The 19,615-nt window shown below is 69.1% G+C and carries 21 protein-coding genes; 6 read left to right on the top strand and 15 right to left on the bottom strand.

The genetic code is table 11. The annotated features are described in order from the left end of the window. Window positions 1-320 precede the first annotated feature (320 nt). Window positions 321-536: a hypothetical protein gene (locus ACFPQ9_RS40060; RefSeq protein WP_380864466.1), complete on the top strand. Its 216-nt coding sequence runs from the start codon at window positions 321-323 to the stop codon at window positions 534-536. Between the two features lie 304 nt (window positions 537-840). Here ACFPQ9_RS40060 and ACFPQ9_RS40055 read toward each other — a convergent pair whose 3' ends face one another. From ACFPQ9_RS40055 to ACFPQ9_RS39995, 13 genes are all read right to left on the bottom strand, one after another. After that, on the bottom strand, window positions 841-1,182 hold the full coding sequence (locus tag ACFPQ9_RS40055; protein WP_380864465.1) for an HAD-IA family hydrolase: 342 nt from the start codon (window positions 1,180-1,182) through the stop codon (window positions 841-843). A 322-nt stretch (window positions 1,183-1,504) separates the two neighbouring features. Further along, a complete protein-coding gene (locus tag ACFPQ9_RS40050) occupies window positions 1,505-1,990 on the bottom strand; it encodes an NUDIX hydrolase (protein ID WP_380864583.1) in 486 nt (161 codons plus the stop codon). A gap of 51 nt (window positions 1,991-2,041) precedes the next feature. Next, window positions 2,042-2,326, bottom strand: coding sequence for a carbamoyltransferase C-terminal domain-containing protein (locus ACFPQ9_RS40045; protein WP_380864582.1), 285 nt, complete (start codon window positions 2,324-2,326; stop codon window positions 2,042-2,044). 147 nt (window positions 2,327-2,473) lie between these two features. Further along, window positions 2,474-3,127 (bottom strand): PIG-L deacetylase family protein, encoded by a 654-nt coding sequence (locus ACFPQ9_RS40040; protein ID WP_380864463.1) that lies wholly within the window; start codon window positions 3,125-3,127, stop codon window positions 2,474-2,476. Next, entirely contained in the window at window positions 3,124-4,440 is a 1,317-nt protein-coding gene (locus ACFPQ9_RS40035) for a hypothetical protein (RefSeq protein ID WP_380864461.1), read from the bottom strand. The genes ACFPQ9_RS40040 and ACFPQ9_RS40035 overlap by 4 nt, the downstream gene beginning before the upstream one ends. Further along, the gene (locus ACFPQ9_RS40030) at window positions 4,437-5,282 is read right to left on the bottom strand and encodes a phosphotransferase (protein WP_380864459.1); all 846 of its coding nucleotides are present in this window, start codon (window positions 5,280-5,282) and stop codon (window positions 4,437-4,439) included. Before ACFPQ9_RS40030 ends, ACFPQ9_RS40035 begins: the two co-directional genes overlap by 4 nt. A 176-nt stretch (window positions 5,283-5,458) precedes the next feature. Next, complete coding sequence (locus ACFPQ9_RS40025; RefSeq protein ID WP_380864457.1) at window positions 5,459-6,973, bottom strand: Gfo/Idh/MocA family oxidoreductase; 1,515 nt, start codon at window positions 6,971-6,973, stop codon at window positions 5,459-5,461. Between the two features lie 49 nt (window positions 6,974-7,022). Next, the gene (locus ACFPQ9_RS40020; protein ID WP_380864455.1) at window positions 7,023-8,165 is read right to left on the bottom strand and encodes an LLM class flavin-dependent oxidoreductase; all 1,143 of its coding nucleotides are present in this window, start codon (window positions 8,163-8,165) and stop codon (window positions 7,023-7,025) included. A gap of 33 nt (window positions 8,166-8,198) precedes the next feature. After that, complete coding sequence (locus ACFPQ9_RS40015) at window positions 8,199-9,185, bottom strand: Ldh family oxidoreductase (protein ID WP_380864453.1); 987 nt, start codon at window positions 9,183-9,185, stop codon at window positions 8,199-8,201. Window positions 9,186-9,492: 307 nt separating this feature from the next. After that, window positions 9,493-10,317 (bottom strand): aminoglycoside phosphotransferase family protein, encoded by an 825-nt coding sequence (locus ACFPQ9_RS40010; RefSeq protein WP_380864452.1) that lies wholly within the window; start codon window positions 10,315-10,317, stop codon window positions 9,493-9,495. Window positions 10,318-10,696: 379 nt separating this feature from the next. Continuing rightward, on the bottom strand, window positions 10,697-11,875 hold the full coding sequence (locus ACFPQ9_RS40005) for a GNAT family N-acetyltransferase (RefSeq protein WP_380864450.1): 1,179 nt from the start codon (window positions 11,873-11,875) through the stop codon (window positions 10,697-10,699). Window positions 11,876-11,889: 14 nt separating this feature from the next. Further along, entirely contained in the window at window positions 11,890-12,423 is a 534-nt protein-coding gene (locus ACFPQ9_RS40000) for a MaoC family dehydratase (RefSeq protein WP_380864448.1), read from the bottom strand. After that, window positions 12,416-13,339 (bottom strand): HpcH/HpaI aldolase/citrate lyase family protein, encoded by a 924-nt coding sequence (locus ACFPQ9_RS39995; protein ID WP_380864446.1) that lies wholly within the window; start codon window positions 13,337-13,339, stop codon window positions 12,416-12,418. The genes ACFPQ9_RS40000 and ACFPQ9_RS39995 overlap by 8 nt, the downstream gene beginning before the upstream one ends. A 212-nt stretch (window positions 13,340-13,551) precedes the next feature. Here ACFPQ9_RS39995 and ACFPQ9_RS39990 point away from each other — a divergent pair, with 212 nt between their 5' ends. Beyond that, window positions 13,552-14,811 (top strand): XRE family transcriptional regulator, encoded by a 1,260-nt coding sequence (locus ACFPQ9_RS39990; RefSeq protein WP_380864444.1) that lies wholly within the window; start codon window positions 13,552-13,554, stop codon window positions 14,809-14,811. Window positions 14,812-15,011: 200 nt separating this feature from the next. On the opposite strand, the gene ACFPQ9_RS39985 is transcribed toward ACFPQ9_RS39990, so the two are convergent. Beyond that, a complete protein-coding gene (locus ACFPQ9_RS39985) occupies window positions 15,012-15,431 on the bottom strand; it encodes a DUF6415 family natural product biosynthesis protein (RefSeq protein WP_380864442.1) in 420 nt (139 codons plus the stop codon). A gap of 735 nt (window positions 15,432-16,166) precedes the next feature. Here ACFPQ9_RS39985 and ACFPQ9_RS39980 point away from each other — a divergent pair. From ACFPQ9_RS39980 to ACFPQ9_RS39965, 4 genes are all read left to right on the top strand, one after another. Next, entirely contained in the window at window positions 16,167-16,406 is a 240-nt protein-coding gene (locus tag ACFPQ9_RS39980; protein WP_380864440.1) for a helix-turn-helix domain-containing protein, read from the top strand. 115 nt (window positions 16,407-16,521) lie between these two features. Then, window positions 16,522-17,304, top strand: a complete 783-nt coding sequence (locus ACFPQ9_RS39975; RefSeq protein WP_380864438.1) for a hypothetical protein — start codon at window positions 16,522-16,524, stop codon at window positions 17,302-17,304. 10 nt (window positions 17,305-17,314) lie between these two features. Next, entirely contained in the window at window positions 17,315-17,788 is a 474-nt protein-coding gene (locus tag ACFPQ9_RS39970) for a hypothetical protein (RefSeq protein ID WP_380864436.1), read from the top strand. A gap of 346 nt (window positions 17,789-18,134) precedes the next feature. Beyond that, window positions 18,135-18,815, top strand: coding sequence for an HAD family hydrolase (locus tag ACFPQ9_RS39965; RefSeq protein ID WP_380864434.1), 681 nt, complete (start codon window positions 18,135-18,137; stop codon window positions 18,813-18,815). Here the strand turns inward: ACFPQ9_RS39965 and ACFPQ9_RS39960 are convergent. Then, on the bottom strand, window positions 18,715-19,446 hold the full coding sequence (locus tag ACFPQ9_RS39960) for a prepilin peptidase (protein ID WP_380864432.1): 732 nt from the start codon (window positions 19,444-19,446) through the stop codon (window positions 18,715-18,717). The two genes, ACFPQ9_RS39965 and ACFPQ9_RS39960, sit on opposite strands and share 101 nt — an antisense overlap. Window positions 19,447-19,615: the final 169 nt, after the last annotated feature.

The raw sequence follows: 19,615 nt of genomic DNA, 5'->3' as shown, positions 1-19,615 counted from the left end.
CTGGGCCACTTCATGGCCATCTCGGCGAAGCCTGGCCACTTCGCGGCCACGTTTAGAGAGCTGCCCCGAACGCGAAGCGACCGTGCTTCGATGACGGCGCGCTTAACGATCTTTAGCGGCGTTAGCGGAGTCCGTCGCACGAAGGGGGTGTTGGCGCGCAGCGCGCTCGGCTTCGATCGGGTCATGCCGGCGCGCGCACCGGTCCGAACTGCACCGCACGATCTCCCGAGGGGAAGCCGGGCTGGACAGCCCGTCACGCCGGTCCGGCCGGCTTCTCCCCGGGTCACAGAAGAACCCCGGAACTGGAGGAGTACATCCCCGTGACTGAGACCGACCGTAGTCCCTTGGCGCCTTCGTCGACCATGGCGAGGGCGCTCACCTGGATCAGCGCGTTATCCGTGCTGGGCACGATCATTGCCGTCATCGTGCTCACCCTGAGCGGCAACAGCGACTACTTAGCCCCTGTGATCGGACTTGGAGCCGCGGCGGCTGCCACGGGCGAGACGGTCCAGGTCCGCATCCACGTCCGCCGCTGAACGCTGCCTCGTGCTGTACGAGGCCGGCGCCGGGGTGCGTCCGGCTGTTCCGCCGGCAGAACGGTGGGCTGTCGTCAGCTGAGTCGGGCGGGCCCGCGACGGCCGAACATGCGGGTGCGGACCGTCTCGTTCTTGTTCGTCAACCGGTCAGGTGAGGAAGGCCCCCGCTGGACACCAGCAGGCTGAACCGGTCGGCGGCTGCCATTGCGCCTCTTTGTGTCCTTCAGCAGTGAGGACGGCTTGACCGGACTGCCGCGTATCTCACACGGTGTGGCTGCTCGCGCCTGAGACGAGCGTTCCTCAGTTACTGACCGAGCAAGGGGGCGAGCGCCATGCGCAGGTCGTCGAGCTGTCGGTAGTGGAGTGCGGTCATACTTACCTGGCGGGCGGCCGCGACGTTGACGGCGGTGTCGTCGATGAAGAGGCAGCGGTCGACTGGGGCCCCGACGCTTTCGGCGGCGATGCGGTAGACCTTGGGGTCGGGTTTCGCGACGCCGATACGGGCGGTGTTCACCACGCTGTCAGCCTGGGTGTCCAGCCCTTGACGGGCGAGGTCCTGCTCCAGCCGGGTGGTTCCGTTGGAAACTAGGGCAACGGACGCCACGGTCCGGACGCGGGTCAGCAGGGCCCACGAGTTCCCGGTCAACGAGCGGGACGAGGTCAGACCATGCGGCCACGGCGGCGCGGGCTCGGTCCGATCCGCAGGTATGGGCGAGGTCGGCGGCCACGGCGGCCCGCCACTGCTCGTCAGTGATCACGCCGGCGACGGCGGGATGGACGCGGGTCGGTGCGAAGGCCGAAGCAGCGAGGGCTCCGGCGGGCAGTCCGTGGGCATGCTCGATCTCGTCGTCAGCGGGCCAGTGCCGCACGACGCCGACGACGTCGCAGAGCACGGCGGCGTAGTGCGGCGCTGGCGGGTGAGCCGGGCATTTCTCCGTCATGCCCGCAGTCTGCCGAGTGGGGAACGGTCATCCGGTCAGGACGACCGGGCGCACGGGCGCACGGGCGCACGCGTGCACGGGTGCACCGTTGTCGAGGACGTCGGTGATCAGGTCGGCGAAACCGAGCGGGTAGATCGTCTCCGCCGTGTCGTGCAGCTCTGGGATGGTCCACCAGCGGTGCTCGCGGATGTTGTCGCGCTGCGTGGCGCGGGTGGGGTCGACGTCAGCCGCGGAGACGCGGGTGAAGAAGTACCGCTCCACCTGCCGGACTTCGTGACCGCCGACCATGTGGTCCATGCTGCGCTCCGCGAGCTGGGGCCCGAGCTCGATCGCCTGTTGGTCGATGCCGAGCTCTTCACCGAGCTCGCGGACTGTCGCCGCGGCGTGGTCTCCCCCGTCCTCTTCCTCCAGGGAGCCGCCGGGCGTCGCCCAGAAGCCACCGTTCTCGTCGTACCGCAGCAGCAGGACGCGGTCGTCAGCGTCGAGGACGATGGCTCGGGAGGCTTCCCTCAGCGGCGGGGTGGAGGTCGTTCTGCCCTCCAGTGCGGCAGCCCCGAAGAGGCGCTATGGCCGTTCGACCAGGTGTTCGCCAATACACGCCGCGTCCAGATCGCAGGCCTCGAGTGTGGCGAGCGTGTGGGCGAGGGTCTCGACGATGGGCTCGCGGTCGTTATAGCTGGTGTTCAGGACGACGGGCACGCCGGTGAGGTAGTGGAAGCGCTTGATCAGGGTGCCATAGAGGGGCGCGGTGACTGGGCGACGGTCTGGACGCGCGCGGGGCCGTCGCCGTGGACGACTTCGGCGATCTTGTTGGTGTGGTCGGGGCGGACAGGCCGGGGCCAGCAGCATGAAAGGGCTGGCCACGTCGAGGTCGAGCCAGGGCGTCGGCGCCTGTGGTGGTGCGGGGATCGGCGGATGCTACGCCCATTACCTTCGCGGGGTCCGAGCTCGCTACCGCCCTGGAGCCAGGGGCAAGCTGGGTTGTTGGATGGTGGCTCAGTTCGCCGGAGCTGCGAACTCGATCTGTCGCGCGGTGCGGAAGAGCTCGGCGTAGGTCGAGCCAGGTGGGAATCGTTCGACGACCCGGTGATGTACGTGTTGGCGGTAGCCGACCTCAGCCAGTTTCCGGAAGACCTGCATGTCGAGTTGGCGCTGGGAGGCGAAGCACTTCAGGGCGGCTTCCTTCGTGTCGAGGAGCTCTTGGGTTGCCATGAAGACGTTGGTGGGTTCGAAGTTGGTGCTGTAGGGAGAGCGGAAGTAGGTGAGGTTGTTGGCTTCGCGCAGGGCGACCGTTGTGACCTCCTGCGCGGTGATGCTGTGGTCGAGGTGCTGGTCGTTGGGGAAGTGGGTGTAGACGACGTCGGGGTGTGTCTCACGGAAGACCCTGAACAACTCGGCGTTGATCTCCCCTCGGTGCTCGACGAACCGGGTGTCGGGAACGTCGGAAAAGGTGTACTCGTCCACGCCCAGGAGACGGCCGGCGGCTCGTGACTCCTCCTGTCGCGGTGCTGTGCCGTCCGGGTCCACGGCTCCGGCGGTCAGGCAGTGCACCCGGACCCGGGCACCGTTGAGGGCGTGCCAGCGCATTCGCATGGCCATGGCGATTTCGGGGTCATCGGGATGGGCTCCCACTACGAGGACGGTCGTCATTTCGTTCCTTCCGGGCGGCCGGTGCTGATAGTGAAGGCGCTGCGCAGGACGCGGCCGTCCAGGCCCTGCCAATGGAAGGGCTCGCGTGAGCTGCGGGGCCATCGGAGGTAGTGCATGCTGCCGGCCACTTCGGCCCTATCTCCGCTGGTGAAGGCGACCTTCGACGAGGCCCCGCCGTCCAGGTGGTAGACGTGCCGGGGATCGAGTCCCTCGCGCGCACACAACTCGGCGGTCTCCGCGGGGGTGACGCCTCGGAAGGTCTTCGATAACGGGGCTCCGTCGAGGACCTGGAACCGCAGCTCGCGTCCGTGCAGAGCAATCAGGGTGCGGGCGTATCGCGTGTCGCGGAACGGGTCGGTGCCCAGGCACTGGTCGTATCCGCGGCATCTGCCAGCCGCAGCCACGGCGACGCTGGGGCCGATCGAGAGGCCGCTACCGAGGGCGCGCACGTCCAGCGCGCCGATCTGCGTGATCTCGACGGTCGCGCCCACCCGGAGGTGTGCGGCTCGCGCACGGCCTGCGCGCAGCACAAAGTTGCCGGCGAACAGGTCGGCCCCGCCGCCCGGGTGCACCGCGGTCACACGGTGGCCGTCATGCGGGATCCACGACACGACGGCGTCGACGGCCGCGGAATCGGGTGGGGTGATGTTGGTGGCCGCGTCCACGTCGCGCACGAAGCCGGTGCGCGGATCATCGGTGTAGCGGACCCGGCAGTTCGCAGCACCGAAGACGGTGAGGACGGCGGGGTCGTGTCGGCCGAGGGGGCGCGGCTCCTTCGAGCCAATCCATCTGAAGGCCTGTCCTTGCACACTCAGTGTCCCGGCGGCCTTCAGCATGCCGATTGTCGCCTGGCCGTGGTGTACGAGGAAGGCGGGCTTGGAGATCGTGGGCAGACTCATAACGGCTCCGTTCCTGCAGCAGAAGTCCAGGCAGGGCTCGGTTGGCTGGTAGTACGGGTCGTCGCTGATGAAGGAGAACGAACCGCTGACGGCCGCGAACGCACCATCTGTGCCGACGAGATCGCGAAGGTGAAAGCCGTCCGTACGGGAGATCGCCGTGGTCCGGACCTGCTCCAAGGCGATCCTGAGCGTGAAGGCGTTGGTGAAGGAGCCATGCCCCAGATCCATGGATATGGCCTGGAAGCTGGCCCCAGGGGCAATCTGACACGTGCTCTCGGGGATGCGGACCGCGAAGGCCTGCTGGTTTCTGGCGAGGGACTGGATGTCCTTGACGCGGTAGCCGTGGGCGCGCAGGACGGCAAGGGACCTCGCATCCTCATCCTCTTCGAGTGACCCGGAGACGAGTGGGATCATGGCGCTTCCTCATGGGCGCTCCCTGCGGCCTGCACCAGGTCATGCACGGTGAACGCTCTCGTACCGAGGAGCCGCAATACCCGTGTCCGGTAGCGGTCGGCCACGGCGGTCGGGCTCGGCAGGGGGTAGGGGACGGTTTCGTCCAGCCGGTACAGAACCACTCCGGCCGCGACCTTGGCCATGAGCAATGCCTCCGCGGCCGTCAGGTGCAGCGGCGGCGGGGCATGGAAGTATGCGGTGAGCAAGGCGGGCACGAGTGTCCGCAGGTGCGCGGGCCAGCCGAGATGGTGGATCAACAGGTGGGCCAGGAAATAGGCAGTGTCGTACGGCGGCCAGCCCGCGTGGACGTTGTCGAGGTCGCAGATCGCCACGGAACTGGCGGTGAGGTGGAGATTCTTGGGGGCGAGATCGCCGAGGACCAGCTGCTGGCGGGGTACGGTTGTCAGTTCCTCGCACGCCTGCGCGAGCACGTCGTGGCCGGTGGCGCGCAGGCAGAAGAGGAAGGAGCGTTCCTGGAACCACTGATTGCTGCGGGCCCGGAACATGGGATCGGTGTCCTGGGTGGCGTGGTGGATGCGGCGCAGGGTCCTGCCCAGCAGGGTCATCTCCATGGTGGTGGCGGGGTGTTCGGTGAGGTGGTCGTGATAGTTACGGCCGCTGGGGAAGATGTCGGACAGGATCATGGCGTGGGCCTCGGCGTGGAAGCCGAGGACCTGCGGGAAGACTGCTGGTGCGATGCATCCGTAGACCTTCAGGGCCCGGCGTTCGTCGTCAATGATGGTTGGGTCGGTGCGCAGCGTCGGCATGCGGGCGTAGCGGTCACCACGGATTTTGACGATCACATCCGTGTGCTTGCCACGGACCCGGAAGACGTGGCTGACGTTTCCGCCATGGACGTGTTCGGTCCCGGTGATCGGCCCGGCGTGCCGTTCGCAGGAGGTGAGGAGGCCTGGCAGGGCAGGACCCAGCAGGTCGGACAGAGTCGGCAGTGGCTGCGCTGGTATTGGCGGGCGGAGGTTCACCGTGCCGCCTCCATCCGGGTCCGGACCGCCGGTGCGGACTCCGGTGTGGTTCGGAAGTCCAGTTGGCTTACGGGGGACGCGCCGATCCACTGCTGTGCCATCGAGAGGTAGGCACCCGCCATCAGCGTGGCTCCCCGGCGATGGCTGGTGAGCTCGGAGAACATAGCGTCGCGGGTGCGTCGGCCGGCCAGGTACTCGAGGAACTCCCATGTCGCGCGGCGTCGGGAGGATTCCTGTGTCGGCAGCGCCACCTGGGAGTCGGAGGACGCGGTGAGTGTCCCGAAGTTGAGGCTGGCGTACTTGATCCAGCCGGGGTGGAACGCGCTGTTGCGAAAGACGTGCACCTGGACGTGGCGTTCCCCTCCCGGTGCGTAGGGGTCCGTGCTGGGTGTCCCGTCGTGGAGCGTTTGCAGGGAGTGGAAGTGGAGGGCCTGGAACGGGCCTTGCATGATGATGTGGCTCTCGTGACGGACCCGGCCGTTGCCCTTGTAGAGGCTGGCGTGGGCGGGCGTCAGGCTGCCGCGCTGGGAGAAGCCGTTGTGCACGAGGTTGATGGTGCCCAGGGCCATCGTCCGGCCGCTGCTCTTGTAAGCCATGGATATAAAGGCGTCGACTTCCCCGAACAGCCGTGTCGCCGCACGCAGTTCGCCCTCGGTGTACGGGTTGCGCGCCGCGAAGCCGGGGAAGAGCCGTTCGTGGTCCTGGACCCCCAGCTGGGCGAGGAAGTCGGTGGGACGGCTGGCGTGGGCGTGGATATCGACGGTGTCGAGGTGCTTGCCGTTCGTCTCGCCGGCCTGCAAGAGCCACGGCACGATGTCGAAGAAGTGGTATCCGCTGTGGGCGGCCTTGCCGTGCCCCTGGTCGAAGCCGTGGTAGGAGATGTCGAGCAGTTCGTCCGGCAGTCGCCACTGCCCGTCGCTGTGAAAGGACGTGACGCTGGTGACCGGGCAGTTGGTCTCGGCCGTGACCTCGGCGATGCACTGCCGCATCCGCCAGAAGGCCGGGTGGTAGCGGCGCTGGCTCTGGACGCTGACCATGATCTGAGGGAATCTGCGCCGGGCCTTGCTGTAGCACTCCAGCAGGACGTCGAAGTCGGTGAGAATGGCTTCGGCCTTCTCCGGGTTCACCGAGCAGCCGGCGTGGACAGTGAGCGGCTTGTCCAAGAGCACGCTCAGGCCTCGCTCCAGCGCCCAGCGCACGTAGACCATGTGATACGCGGGCTCGGTGGACACCACGACGGCGTCGATGCCGCGGCGCTCCACGATCGCGTCCAGGGCGCGGCGGACCGCCTCGGGCAGGGCCGGGACGCGGGAGTCGAACGGTTCGATCAGCGTCACGGGCACCGACCGGGGTCCGTCGTCGGCGTCGTAGGGCACCAGCACATCCGTTGCCCCCAGGAGGTCCACGCCGCAGACCGTGCCGACGAGGCCGGCACTCTGCCCGGCCGCCAGTGCCGGCAGGTGACTCCTGCGCGCGTGGGGGCCGACGCCGACCACCAGGAAGTTGTTCATACAGTCGTCCTCTCGTGCAGCGGGACCGGGCGCGTGCCGGTTGACGGAGTCAGCGGCGTTCAGTGGCTGTCAGACCTCGTCGGCGTAGTTCGGGCAGAACGCCTTCGCCGACCATGTACGCCTCCTCCAGGTGCGGAAATCCGGACAGGATGAACTCGTCGATGCCCAGGCCCGCGTACTCGGCGATGCGGTCGGCGACTTCGGTGTGGCTACCGACGAGCGCGGTGCCGGCACCGCCGCGCAGCAGGCCCACCCCGGCCCAGACATTGGGGTAGACCTCCAGATCGGCGGGCCTCCAGCCGTCACGGAAGCGTTCGTTCAGCGCGCTCATCCGGGCCTGGCCCGTCGATTCGCTGGCCGCCAGGACGCTCTGGACCTTGCTGACATGAGCCGGATCGATGCCCTTGATCAGGCGTTCGGCCGCCGCCCAGGCCTCTGCGGTCGTGTCCCGGGCCACGATGTGGAAGCGGATCCCGAACCGCATCTCCCTTCCGTGCGCATGGGCAAGTCCGCGTATCCACGCGAGTTTCTGCGTGACCTGGTCGGGCGGCTCGCCCCAGGTGAGGTACGTGTCCACGTGGCGGGCCGCGACCGGGCCCGCCTCCGGGGAGGATCCGCCGAAGTAGAGCCGAGGCACGGGGGCGGGCGGGGCGAGCACGGTCGCGCCGCGGACGTCGTAGTGCTCGCCTTGGAAGTCGTACGGCTCGCCGCTCCAGGCGCCGCGCAGCACGGTGAGGAACTCGTCAGTGCGGGCGTAGCGTTCGGCCTTGGACAGGTGGTCGCCGAAGCGGGCCTGCTCGTCGCGCTCGCCACCAGTCACCACGTTGAGGAGCAGCCGGCCGCCGGACAGCCGCTGGAAGGTGCTGGCCTGCTGCGCGGCAAGGGTCGGCGAGATGAAGCCCGGCCGGAAGGCGACCAGGAACCTCAGCCGCTCGGTCTCCTGCGCGAGCGCGGCGCAGGTCAGCCAGGCGTCCTCGCACCAGGTGCCGGTCGGGGTGAGCACGGCGTCGAAACCGGCCTCTTCGGCGGCCCTCGCGATCTGCGTCATGTAGCGGATGGTCGGCGCCCGGAACCGGTCTGCGATGGCGGCGAGTGATGCGACGGCTTCGCCTTCCGGGCCGTGCGTTCCGCGGGTGCCCACGGTCAGGGACCGGCCGTCAGCCGCGGTGGGGAGGAACCAGTGAATCTGCATGCCGTACTCCGTCCAGGAGGTGGTGCCGGGCAGTCAGTCGCAAGCGAAGTCGCCGGCAGCGCGCGCTTGCAGCCGGCGGTACACGGTGTCGTCCAGCTCGACGGTGCCGGTCGCGAGGGCTCTGTCCGCCCGCTCCCTGCTCACCTGGCCGGGCAGGCGCACGGCGGCGCCGTCCCGTGTCACCGCGCTCCTCATCGCGTCGACGAGCTGGGTGTTCCTCTCGGGGAATCCCGCGACCTGCCCGCCGAAGGACGGGTCCAGGGCCAGGAACGTGTAGCCGGTGCTCCAGGTGGAGTCCACTTCCGCGCCCATGGGGAAGGCGAAGAGTGATCCAGTGAGGATCTGCACAAGCAAGGAGAGGGCGAAGCCGCGGTGCTCGCCGAACACGACCGCCGAGGTTGCGGCGTCGGCATCGGCGGTTGGGTTCCCGCGGTCGTCCACGAAGCAGCCGTGCGGGAGCGGGCCGCCGGTACGCCGGGCCTCCCAGAGGACGCCCATGGGCGCCAGAGTGGTGGACATGTCCGCGACGAAGTGCTCGTTGAGCGTGGGGATGGCGAAGGAGAGCGGGTTCACCCCGAGAACGGGGGTCCGGCCACCGTGGATCGTCGCCTCGGCCCGGGATGTGTTCATCACGATGCCGAGATAGCCGTGCTCGGCGATCCGCTCGCTCCACTGCGCGAGAATGCCGTACCGCTGCGTGTTGATCATGCCGACGATCCCGGCGCCGAAGCCCGCGGCTTTACCCACCGCGACCTCGACGGCGTAGGCCGCGCTGATCGGTCCGATCTCCCGGCGGGCGTCGATGACCGACAGCGCCCCGTTCTCCCGCACGATCTGCGGGCAGCCTTCGCGCTGAGGGAAGAACTGCGCTTCGAAGCAAAACTTCGCGATGCCGTGCGCTCCCCTCCCCCGCAGCTCACCGGCCAGGTAGTGCTCGACGACGAACTCGACCTTGTCCTTGGGAACGGATCCTGCCCTGCAGGCCTCGCCCATGAGGCCACGCAGAGATCCGATGGCCACCCTCACTGGCGCTCTCCCTCCCGGCGCTGCGGAACGAAAGGAGTCGGAATGTCTGTGAGGGCTGCGCGTGGCGGTTTGAGTCGCCCAGGGCGCGGGTTCGTGGTGAGGGTGTGGACGATGCCGCGTTGCAGGAGCACGCTGCTCTCCTGTCGTGGAGAAGAGTGATGCGTTCGGGTATGCGCGGGACGTCGGCGGGTACGCCGACGGAACGCGTCACGCGGATGACGTCGACGCGTAGATCACTGGGGTTGGGCCGGGCCGCAGCCCTACAGCTGTAGCCCGGTTACGGCACGTCCGGCTGAGACGGCTACCGGTATTCGTGCGTCATGCGCGTGAGGATGAGGTGGCCTCGTTCGACGAGTTCCGGCTGCTGTTTGGTAAGGCCGGAGTCCAGGTAGGAGACGCCGAGCCTCGTAGTCAGCAGGCGCAGGACTCGCTCCTCGCTGTCGGACAGCGTGCGGCCGTAGCCGGAGAAGTAGGCGGCCTTGAGGTCGGGGCGCACGACCCAGACCGCGCCGCACAGCCACACGAACTCCTCGACAGCGATGCCGGGGGCGAACATCTCGAAGTCGATCACTCCGTGGCCGTAATCCGGGTGCCACATCCAGTTGCGGGTGGCGTAGTCACCGTGCCTTTCCACGACCGGAAGTTCCTCGGCCAGCTCCGGCAGCTCTTGGGACACGCACCGCACCAGATCACGCTGCTCGCTGTCGAGGTGTTCGCCGGTGCTCTCCAGGCAAGCGGCGGCTTCCTCAGCCTGGTTTGCCATGGACGCGCTGATGTCCTCGCGGACCTGGTCCGAGGCGGCGTCGGAGAGATCGTGCCAGCGCCGGAGCAGGTGCCCGGCGAGTTCATACACATGCCGCTCCTCCCCCACGTCCAGGGGCAGACCCCGTACGACGTCGCCCGGCTGCCGTGACGTCATGATCACGTGGAGGTCGGGGTCCGAGGCCAGGAGTCGGGGTGCCTCGTGGGCGGCGAGTGCACGCGCCGCGTACGCGTAGCCGCGCACCTCCCGCTCGTAGTCCCTCGTGCTCGGGCTCACCTTCACGAAGACGGCGTCCGCGCCCACCGCCACCCGCCAGACCCTGGAGCTGCCCCGGGGCCAGGACACGTCCGTGACCTGCCCCACGCCGGGCAGGTGACTGGATACCCATCGCCGCAGGTCAGAAGGGATAGGAGTGTTCTGGGTCATGAAGGGTTCTTCTCCGGATCGCGTGGGAGCAGCGGCAGCCCGCAAGGGCTGGGTGAGCTGCGTGGTGGCCGCGGCGACGCCTTGACTGTACCCACCCACGAGAGGCGGGCGCCTCCGGTGGGGCGTCGCCCGAAGGACGGAGGCCTCGGGAACCCGGCTCGCTGCCGACTGGGTCGCCAGTGCCGAGGGCTGCGTACTGGACAACGCTGTTCTCCTCTCGATTGTCGTGTTCACTCGTCTTGGCGATCAGGCGGGTAGGGAGTCCGCGTCCGCCTGATCCACCGCAAGGGTGGGGTGGTGGTGGCGCGGGCGGGGGTCAGAAGTAGTCCGCCAGCCACGGTTCGCGATCTGCGGTTGCCGTCAGCAGCTGGGCGAGCGCTCGCGGGTCTCCGCGCACTCCGGCGATCTCCGCGGCGGCTACGCTGCGGTATCCCCCGGCGTACCAGACTGCGATCTGCCCCCTGGTCAGGGTGAGGTGTCCTGTCCGAGCGGTGGGTTCCAGTTCCCCCTCGCCGCCGGTGATCCGCAGGACGAACCGTTGTGTGGCGTTGCCGTCCTCGGTGACGACCTCGATCGGCAGGGTGAGATCCAGCTCGTCAGGCCAGCCACGCAGTTGCACGGCCTGCACCGGATCCAGGACGCGCAACATCCATGGATGCCAGGCACGCGCCGCGAGAGAGCTGGAGCGGTGCAGGTGGTGCAGCAGCACGGGTGTGGGCGGCAGGCCCGTCCGCTGGAAGAAGACGCTGGAGATACGGCTGTTGTGCCGGCCGAGGAAGGCGAACATGGCGGCGGCCACCACCTGGTCGCCCGCCCAGAAGTCGTAGACCACCAGGCGCCGCCCCTCGGATGGGTGTCGCTCGCTGCCCACGGACAGCACACCGCTCGGCCCTTGGTCGGGCCGGTTGAACCGGTAGGTGGCGATGTCGTGGTGCTGTCGCTGCTGCCAGGCATCCCACCAGTCCGGACGCTCCCACGGTCCGTTCCACCGCGCGGCCAGCTCGTTGCACAGCAGGCGGACCTGCTCGTCTGTTCCGTGGGTGATCTCGAAACCGGATTCGCGGAAGCTGCGCCGCAGTTCGTCGGTGGGGACGGTCCACGAGTACACCTGGGCCGGCGCCTCCCACCCCAGGCGGCGGACGTAGCCGGTGGAGGCGGTCCACAGGGTGGCCACCACCGCGCCCTGCTCCTGCAGAGGCCGCAGCCGCGCAGTGACCAGTTCGCCCGCGAGCTGGCCACCGCGCTCCTCCGGGGCCACGCATCCGCAGGCCATGCTGGCCCCGGGCACCGGCCGGCCGCCGAAATACTGCGGGATCAGCAGTCCCAGGCCACCGGCGACGACCTTCCCGTCGCGGACCGCGACACGGCGGTCGGCGTGCGCGCCCAGGCGCAGTATGTCCTCCACCGGGTTGCCGTACGCGCGCCGGGCCAGCGTGTCGTACGTCTGCCACTGCTCGTCGTCGGCTTCCACGATGTCGAGTGCCGGAGTGGTCATGCCTGCCCTCCCGTCTAGTAGTTGGTCGTGTCGCGCACGATGTTCGCGTCGGTGGGGACGAGGAAGGTGCGGGTGCAGCTGAAGACTCGCTGGTCGTGCTGGTTGTAGCCCGAGATCCGGCAGGAGACGATCCCGTTTTCGGGGTGGCTCTTGGAACGGCGGGCGCTGAGGACCTCGCTCTGCGCGCGGAGGGTGTCGCCGACGTGCACGGGCTGCTCGAAGCGCACCTCGTCGAGGGCGAGGTTCGCGGTCGTCAGAGCGCTCGTGGTGCGGACGGTGAGGCCCAAGACGATGTTCATGGTGAGGATCCCGCAGACCAGTACCTGGTCACGGCCGGTCCGGTTGCAGAACTCGATGTCGGAGTGGACAGGTGCCTCGTTCCCGGTGAGCGCGAGGATCTGGACGTGTTCCGTCTCTGTCACGGTCCGAGCCGGCCGGTGTTCGATGACCGTGCCCACGATGCTGGCGAAGTCCTCAAAACCGAGACCGACCGATTCACGGATCCGGTTCTCACTGATGCGGCGAAAGCTCAGCGGGACCTTACTCACTGCGTGCCTCCGCGGACGTGACGGATGCGGGGACGGCGCCTGCCCGGGCGGTCACGGCGCGGGCCGCGGCGACGAGCGGCGGGCCCACCATGTGACCGTCAACGGTGGTGATCTGTCCGTGGGCGGCGTCAGCAGCTGCCACCACAGCCTGCGCTGCGGCGAGTTCCTGGATGGTTGGCCGGAACGCCTCCTGGATGACGGGGAGTTGGCGAGGGTGTACGGCGACCTTTCCGAGGTATCCGAGTTCCACGGCTTCTTCGGCCTCACGCCTGAGCCCGTCGGTATCACGCAGGTCGAAGTATGGCGAATCGATCGCGGGGAGTCCCGCGGCAGCGGCCTCAGCGGAAAGGACGGACCGGGGATGCCACAGAGCCCGGCTGTTGAGACGGCAGCGGGCGGCAGCCGCGTAGTCGGCGGCCCCGAACAACACCCCCGCCAACGCCGGGGACTGCAGGATGCCGCTCAGACGCCGGATTCCCAGTGGCGTCTCGATCAGTGCCCAGACGCGACGCGGACCGCCGTCGGCACCGACAATGTTCGCGACCATGTCCACGTCCCGTGCGGACTCGACCTTGGGCACAAGCACCACGGCGGGTCGCACACCGGACTCGGCTATCGCCACCAGGTCCTTCAGGCCGTGCACCGTTCCCGGGGCGTTGATCCGTACCCCCAGCACCGTGTTGCCGGAGCCAACGCTCTCCGCGCTCGGGGACAGACGGCCGATCACCGCGGCCCGGGCCGCGGTCTTGCCGTCAGCCGGAACCGAGTCCTCCAGGTCAAGCAGGGCGACGTCCGCGCCCGAGCCGGCGGCTGCTTCGAACCGGCCGGGAGTGGACGCCGGGGTGACCAGCCAGGTGCTGCGGGCGCGGTTGGGCGCACTCTGACTGCTGATGGGGAGAGATGGGGGACACTGCATGCCGCCTCCTGTGGTCTGCTGCTGCCCGTCTGCTGCGACTCCCTGAGCATGGGCTCAACTGTTCGACTTCGTCGACCGGTTGGAGGGGGTCCCGAGGGGGTCCCGTACCGCAAAGGAGTCACCGGGCGGGTGCACTGAGTGATTGGATGGAGGGTGTGGAAGAGACCACCCGTCACCCGCTGGTTGTGGCACGTCTCGCGTGCGGAATGACGATGGAGGAGCTCGTCTCCGGCATCCGTTCCGCGGCAGCCCGGCGCGGTCTGCGTACCGGCACCGACGAAGCGCGGGTGCGTAAATGGCAGAGGGGCGTCGAGCCCAACGAGGAATCCCAGATCTACATCGCCGAAGCACTCGGCTGGCCCGCAGACATCGTCTGTGCCGACGACTGGCCGAACTGGCTGCCGCTCACCGCCGACGGCGTGGTCCCGCTCGGACCCCACAGTTCCGTGTCCGCCCTGAGAGAGGCTCTGAGAACAGCGATGGACCGCCGCGCGTTTTTTGCGATCTCCGGGGCCGCCCTGTCCGGCCTGGCTGCGGACTGGGCCGTCGGCCCCTCCACTGCGGTCGCCCGGGCCCACGACGGCAAACCGATCGGCGACGAGTTCGTCGCCTTCCTCGAGAACTCCACCCAGCACCTCGCCACGCTCCCCACCGAGCAGCGACAGCACACGACCGTGCTGCTGGATGCCCACCTGTCCACAGTGGCCGAACTGCTCGAACACGGCCGCTACAGCCTGGCCGTCGGGCAGCGTCTGCACACTCTGGCCGCTTCCCTGTCCCAGACCGTGGCCTGGCACCGCTTCGACCGGGGCAGCCACACCCACGCCAGCCAGAACTGGGTAGCCGCCCTGCACAACGCCCACGCCGTCGGCGACCACGACATGGGTGCCGGCCTCCTGGGCGACCTCGCCTACCAGGCCGCATGGCGGGGCGACCACACCACTGCGGCCAGCATCCTCAACCACGCCCTGACCCGCGCCCGCAACCCGGCCGCCCGCTGCCTTCTCCAACTGCGCCTCGCACGGACCCTCGCGGCGCGAGGCGACCTCGGGGAACGGCGCTCCGTGCTGCGCGCCCTCGCAGCGGCCGAGAAACACCTCACCGACGCCGGGGCCGACCGGCCCGCCTGGTGCGCCTGGGTGTCTGCGGCCGACCTCGCCGTCGACTCCGGGCAGGCTCTTCTCGACCTCGGCGATACCGCCCGCGCTCATCAGCTCATCACCGAGGGCGAGCGTCTGCTGCCCACGGCCCGGGACAAGACGAGGGGCGTGTTCCTCGCCTATCGCGCGGCCAGCTACCTCGATCAGAGGGAACCCGAGCCTGCCGCGACCGCAGCCACCCAGTCCCTGCTCCTGGCCCGCCGTATCGGTGCACCCCGCTGCGCCAGCCTGGTCAACGACCTGGTCCCCCGCTTCAAGCCCTACGCCCGCGCCCAAGGTGTTCCGGAACTCCTCCAACTCGCCGCCGCCTAGATGGGTGTCAGGCGATCGCTGGCTGCCGTTGCATGAAGTACGTGAGGGCCTGCCGCTTGAGGCGGGCGAGGCAATCGACGCACGCCATGAACGGGGCGTGCTGGCCGTCCCACTGCACCGGGCCGAGCCAGATCACCCGCAAGGCCGGTGCGCTCGCACCCGAGCCAGCAGTCACCAGTGACCCACTGCTGCTGCATGCGTCAGTCCTCCGCAGGGCCGACGACGACGAGCCAGCCAGTCGCATCGGACGCCTCCTCGCCCTCGTCCGTCTCAGGCTCGTCGTCCTCCTCGGAGGCCGTCTTCTTGGTCAGCGTCAGCAACGCCCGCGCCGAGGTGCCGAGATCAAACAGCCGCGCCGCCGGGTCGGCCGGCCGGGCACCGGGATCGAGGGCTTCGTCAGCGTGCCGTAGCACGATCAGCGCCACGGCGTGCCACGACTCGTCCATGGTCGGCACGCGCGCCGCCACATCGGGGGCAAGCAGCCGCACCTGCCCCTCGGGCTGTTGCACGAGGAGTTCCGTCTCGGCGGCAGTCCTCGGGCGCGTGTCCCACAGCGCCGCATGACACGCCTTTCGGATTGTCGCTCCGTCAACCGCCGCAGCGCGCTTCTTGCGGGGCACTTGACCTCACACCCGGCCGAACTCGCCAACGGAGCCCACGAGAACGCCACGCGCACACCGTGCTCTTGAAGGGCAGCGATCTCCGCGTACCTCAGCTCATTGTTGGGGGTGAGTGCGTTCGGCCACCGCGTGATGACCACGGACACCTCGCCCCGTGCGGCCATACCGCGTACGCGCTGCCAGCCCTCCCGGGCCTGCGGGTCCGGCTGCCCGTACCGGTCGCTGATCACCTCGGCGACGGCCAGGCCGTGTTCGGCCGCGAAGGCGCGGCCTTCCTGCTCCGCCCGTTCGGCCGCCAGCCCAGAGGCCGTCGGGCCGCGCTCGGCGCAGACGTACACAACGGCGGCGGTCGGGGCGGGGGGCGTGAGGGTCGTGGTCTTGGTCTGCTCCTGCGCTGTCGTCGTCATGGGTGCCTCAGCGGTCGCGGATAGTGGGATGCGGTCCGCCCCCGACGGGGGAATGCGGGAGCGGACCGCCGTCGTACAGCGCCCGAACTCCCCGTGTGGGAGCGGCCGTTGCACCGACACCAGTCAACGATCACTGAGCGCCATGGGACCATCACACATGCGGCACCCGCATGCGCGTACCCGCTCAGCGGGTACGGGTAGGCGCGCGGTGCTGTGGAGACTCGTAGCGTGGGAGTAGGTCGTGGAGTTCCAGACAGGGCCGGTCCGGGAGGCATCCCGGACCGGGGATTGCGGGCGAGTCATCGAGCTCGTCCGCACCCACCAGCGGATGACGCAGACCGCCTTGGGCCAGGCCCTCGGCATGAGCCAGTCCGCCGTGTCCCGTCTGGAGAAGAAGGGAACCGCGGCCTACAGCACCGACATTCTGGCGGCGGCTGCCGCGCATCTTGAGATCCCGCCGGCACTCGTCGGGCTCGCCGACAGCCGACCCCAGGCGCACGTGAAAGACGGGTCTGACGACGTGGACCGACGCCGAGGCCGCGGCCCCAGCTCTAGCCGCGCTCCCTGATGCGGCCGACACGACCAGCGGCCAGGCGGCGGCCCTCCGCCTGAGCACATCCGCATACAGACGTCTCGACAGCTTCACCCCGTCCCGGGATCTGGAGGAGTCCGTACGCGTCCACATGCGCCTGATCCAGTCCATCACCCGCGACGCGAGCGCCGAGCAGCGGCCCCGCCTCGCGGCTGTCGGCAGCGAGGCGGCGAGCCTGGCCGGGTGGCTGGCGTGGGACATGGGCGACAACGGCAGCGCACGGACCTGGTATGGCTCCGCCATCCAGGCCGCGAAGACGGCCGGGAATCCGCTGCTGACGGCCTACCAGACCGGCAGCCTCGCCCAGTTCGAAGCACACGCAGGCAACGGAGTCCAGGCGCTCAACCTGGCGGCGAAGGCACGCCGTGCGCTGGGCGACCAGCGCCCCGCTGTCGCGGACGCGTGGCTGTCCAGCGTCGAGGCCTTGGCCCACGCTGCGGCCGGAGACCGGCGTCGCGCCGACCGGTCGCTGACCGCAGCGTGGGCCGCTGTCGCCACGCTGGATGGGCAGGAACCGCCGCCGTGGCCGTGGGTGTTCACGTTTACCGAAACCAAGGTCGCCGCCGCCCGGGTGGCGTGCGGAGCCCGGCTCGGCCTCGCGGACTGGGTTCTGTCTGAGGACACCGAGGTGCTCACCACCGGCCATGAGAAGCAGCGCGCGCTACTGGTGCTCGACGTAGCCTCCTGCCATCTCGCCGGCGGACGGGTCGAGGCGGCGTTCGCTCTCGCCTCCCGAGCACTGAACACCGGGCTCAAGTACCGGTCGGGGCGGATCGTGGAGCGGGCCCGCGCCGTGCGCCGTACCCTCACGACCACAACACCGCCCAAAGTGGTGCGGGCCTTCGACGAGCAGTTGCACGGCGTCTACCTGTAGGAGGTACAGAGTGCGGGTTGGGATCACAGGGCATCGCGGGCTCAGCCCGGAGGTTGAAGAACGGGTTCGAGCGATGCTCGCTGAGGCGGCACGCGGCTACGACGCCTCGGAGCTGGTTGCCGTGTCGTGCATCGCTGACGGCCCCGACTCCTGGTTCGCCGATTCCGTGTTGAAGCATGGAGGCCGTCTTGAGGTGGTGGTACCGGCCGCAGAGTATCGCGAGAGCCTGCCGGAGTGGCATCACCCGACGTATGACGCCTTGATGTCCCGCGCGGCCGACGTCCACGAGACCGGCATGACCGAGTCGACGTCTGAGGCCCACCAGGCAGGCAGCGAAATCCTCGTCGGCCTGGTGGATGAGCTGCTGGCCGTGTGGGACGGGAAGCCGGCGTGGGCGTACGGCGGCACAGCTGACGTCGTGGCCTACGCCGAACGGACAGGCGTCCCCTTGAGAGTGCTGTGGCCCGAGAGTGCCTCACGCTGAGCACCACCACGGCGGCCCGTCGGTCGGACAGCACCTGGCAATGTGCAGGTAGCGGGCGGTGATGCCGCAGAGCCAGGCGACCGCGGCGACCGGCCGGTCGCCCTTCTCCCGCCGGAAAACGCTGGACTCTGCGGCCCACGGACAGGCTCGGCGGCGTAGGCGTCACATCCGGCGCCACCTTCCCAGGCCGAGCTCGTACCGTCAGCGTAGAGGCTGGACCCGGCCCGCATCTACTGTCCGACCACGGTCGAGTGACACGCTGTGGCCCAGTGACGGGTGGGGAGTTGGGGAGGCGCCGAATGGGGTCCTGTGGGACATCGACCATACCCTGATCGACACGCGTGGTGTGGGCCGCGAGCTGTCGGCCGCCGAACCGGTGATCTTCCGCGAGACGGCGAATCCCCACGGCCTGGCCACGGACCGCGCGGTCTTCGAACGGTTCGCCCGCGCCCTCACCGCCGCGCACCTGGAGCGGGCCGCCGAGCTCCGGGAGCGTGGCCATGCCCTGCCGGGCGCGGCCGCGGTCCTCGGCGCGCTCGCCGATGCTGGCGTGCGGCAGACCGTGGTCTCCGGGAACATCCGGGCCGTCGCCGAGATAAAACTGCAGGTCTTCGGGCTCGACACCCCGATCCTGTGGGAGTTGGGCGCCTACAGGGAGGACCACGATGTGCGCGCCGACCTCGTCCGCCTGTCGCTGCAACGCGCGCAGGCGGTCGCGGAGAGCACCGTGCTGATCGGTGACACCCCGGCGGACATCGAGGGCGCCCACGCCAACGGGGTGCCCGTTATCGCCGTAGCCACCGGCCGAAGCAACGAGGACGCCCTCCGCCATGCCGGTGCTGAGGTGGTCCTCCCCGATCCGGGATGCCGAACTGATGGTCAAGCTCGTCCGCAACGGTGCCTGACCACATGTGACGTCGCCTCGGTCAAACGACGGAGCCGAGCAGCACGCCGACGCAGACTCCTGCGAGGAGAAAAGGTCCGAGCGGCAGGGCCGTCTTGCGGTCGGCACGGCGCGCGACGATGAGCATGAGGCCGTACAGCGCGAAGAGCAGGAACCCCGCAAAGGTGCCGGCGATGACGATGCCCCACCCGTACCATCCGGTCACCGCCCCGACGGTGAGGCCGAGTTTCACGTCGCCGAAGCCGAAGCTCGGCGGGTTGATCAGGAAGAGTACGAGATAGAAGGCGCTGACCGCGAGGGAGCCGAGCAGCGCGGTCTTCCAGCTGCCGTCGGCACCGGGCCGCAGCGCCGCCACGCCCAGCAGGGTCAGCGTGATTCCGGCGAGCGGCAGGGTGACGATGTCGGGCAGCCGCTCCACAGTGCAGTCCACGGTGGCGAGCAACAGGCCGATCGGGGCGAGCAGCAGCCAGACGGCGAGTTCGGGGCGAGCGCCGGTGGCGGCCGCCAGGACAGCGCTGACCGTGGCCGTGAGGGCGGAGAGGAGTGGCGTGCTGGGACCGTACGAGTCGCCGTCACGGCAGAGGGCCCGCCCGATCCATCCGTTCCCGACACCGGCGAAGGAGTGTCCCGCAGGACAGGATGTCCGCCACGGCTCTTCGGGCGGCACAGAGAGCCGGTACGCGGCGCGCGGTATGAGCAGGCCCGTGCCAGCACCCCACAGGATCGCGGCCGCGATGATCCAGAACGTCTCCACCGGAAGAAGCCTAAGCTCAGCTCCGTCCGGTGTTACGGACAGCCCGTACCGTGAGGAGCACGTGCATGCTGTTGAGGCCCAGAACAACCTGCGCCGAGGCCATCGCACTTCTAGGTTCTGTCTCCTTGGTCATCTGCGGGCCCAGATGAGAATGGCCGCGAGGTGGAGT

It is taken from the genome of Streptomyces coerulescens (genome assembly GCF_042657965.1).
In the GTDB taxonomy this organism is placed as follows: domain Bacteria; phylum Actinomycetota; class Actinomycetes; order Streptomycetales; family Streptomycetaceae; genus Streptomyces; species Streptomyces coerulescens.
Note: the sequence above shows the minus strand (reverse complement) of the source record. Positions and strands in the feature narration are given on the sequence as shown.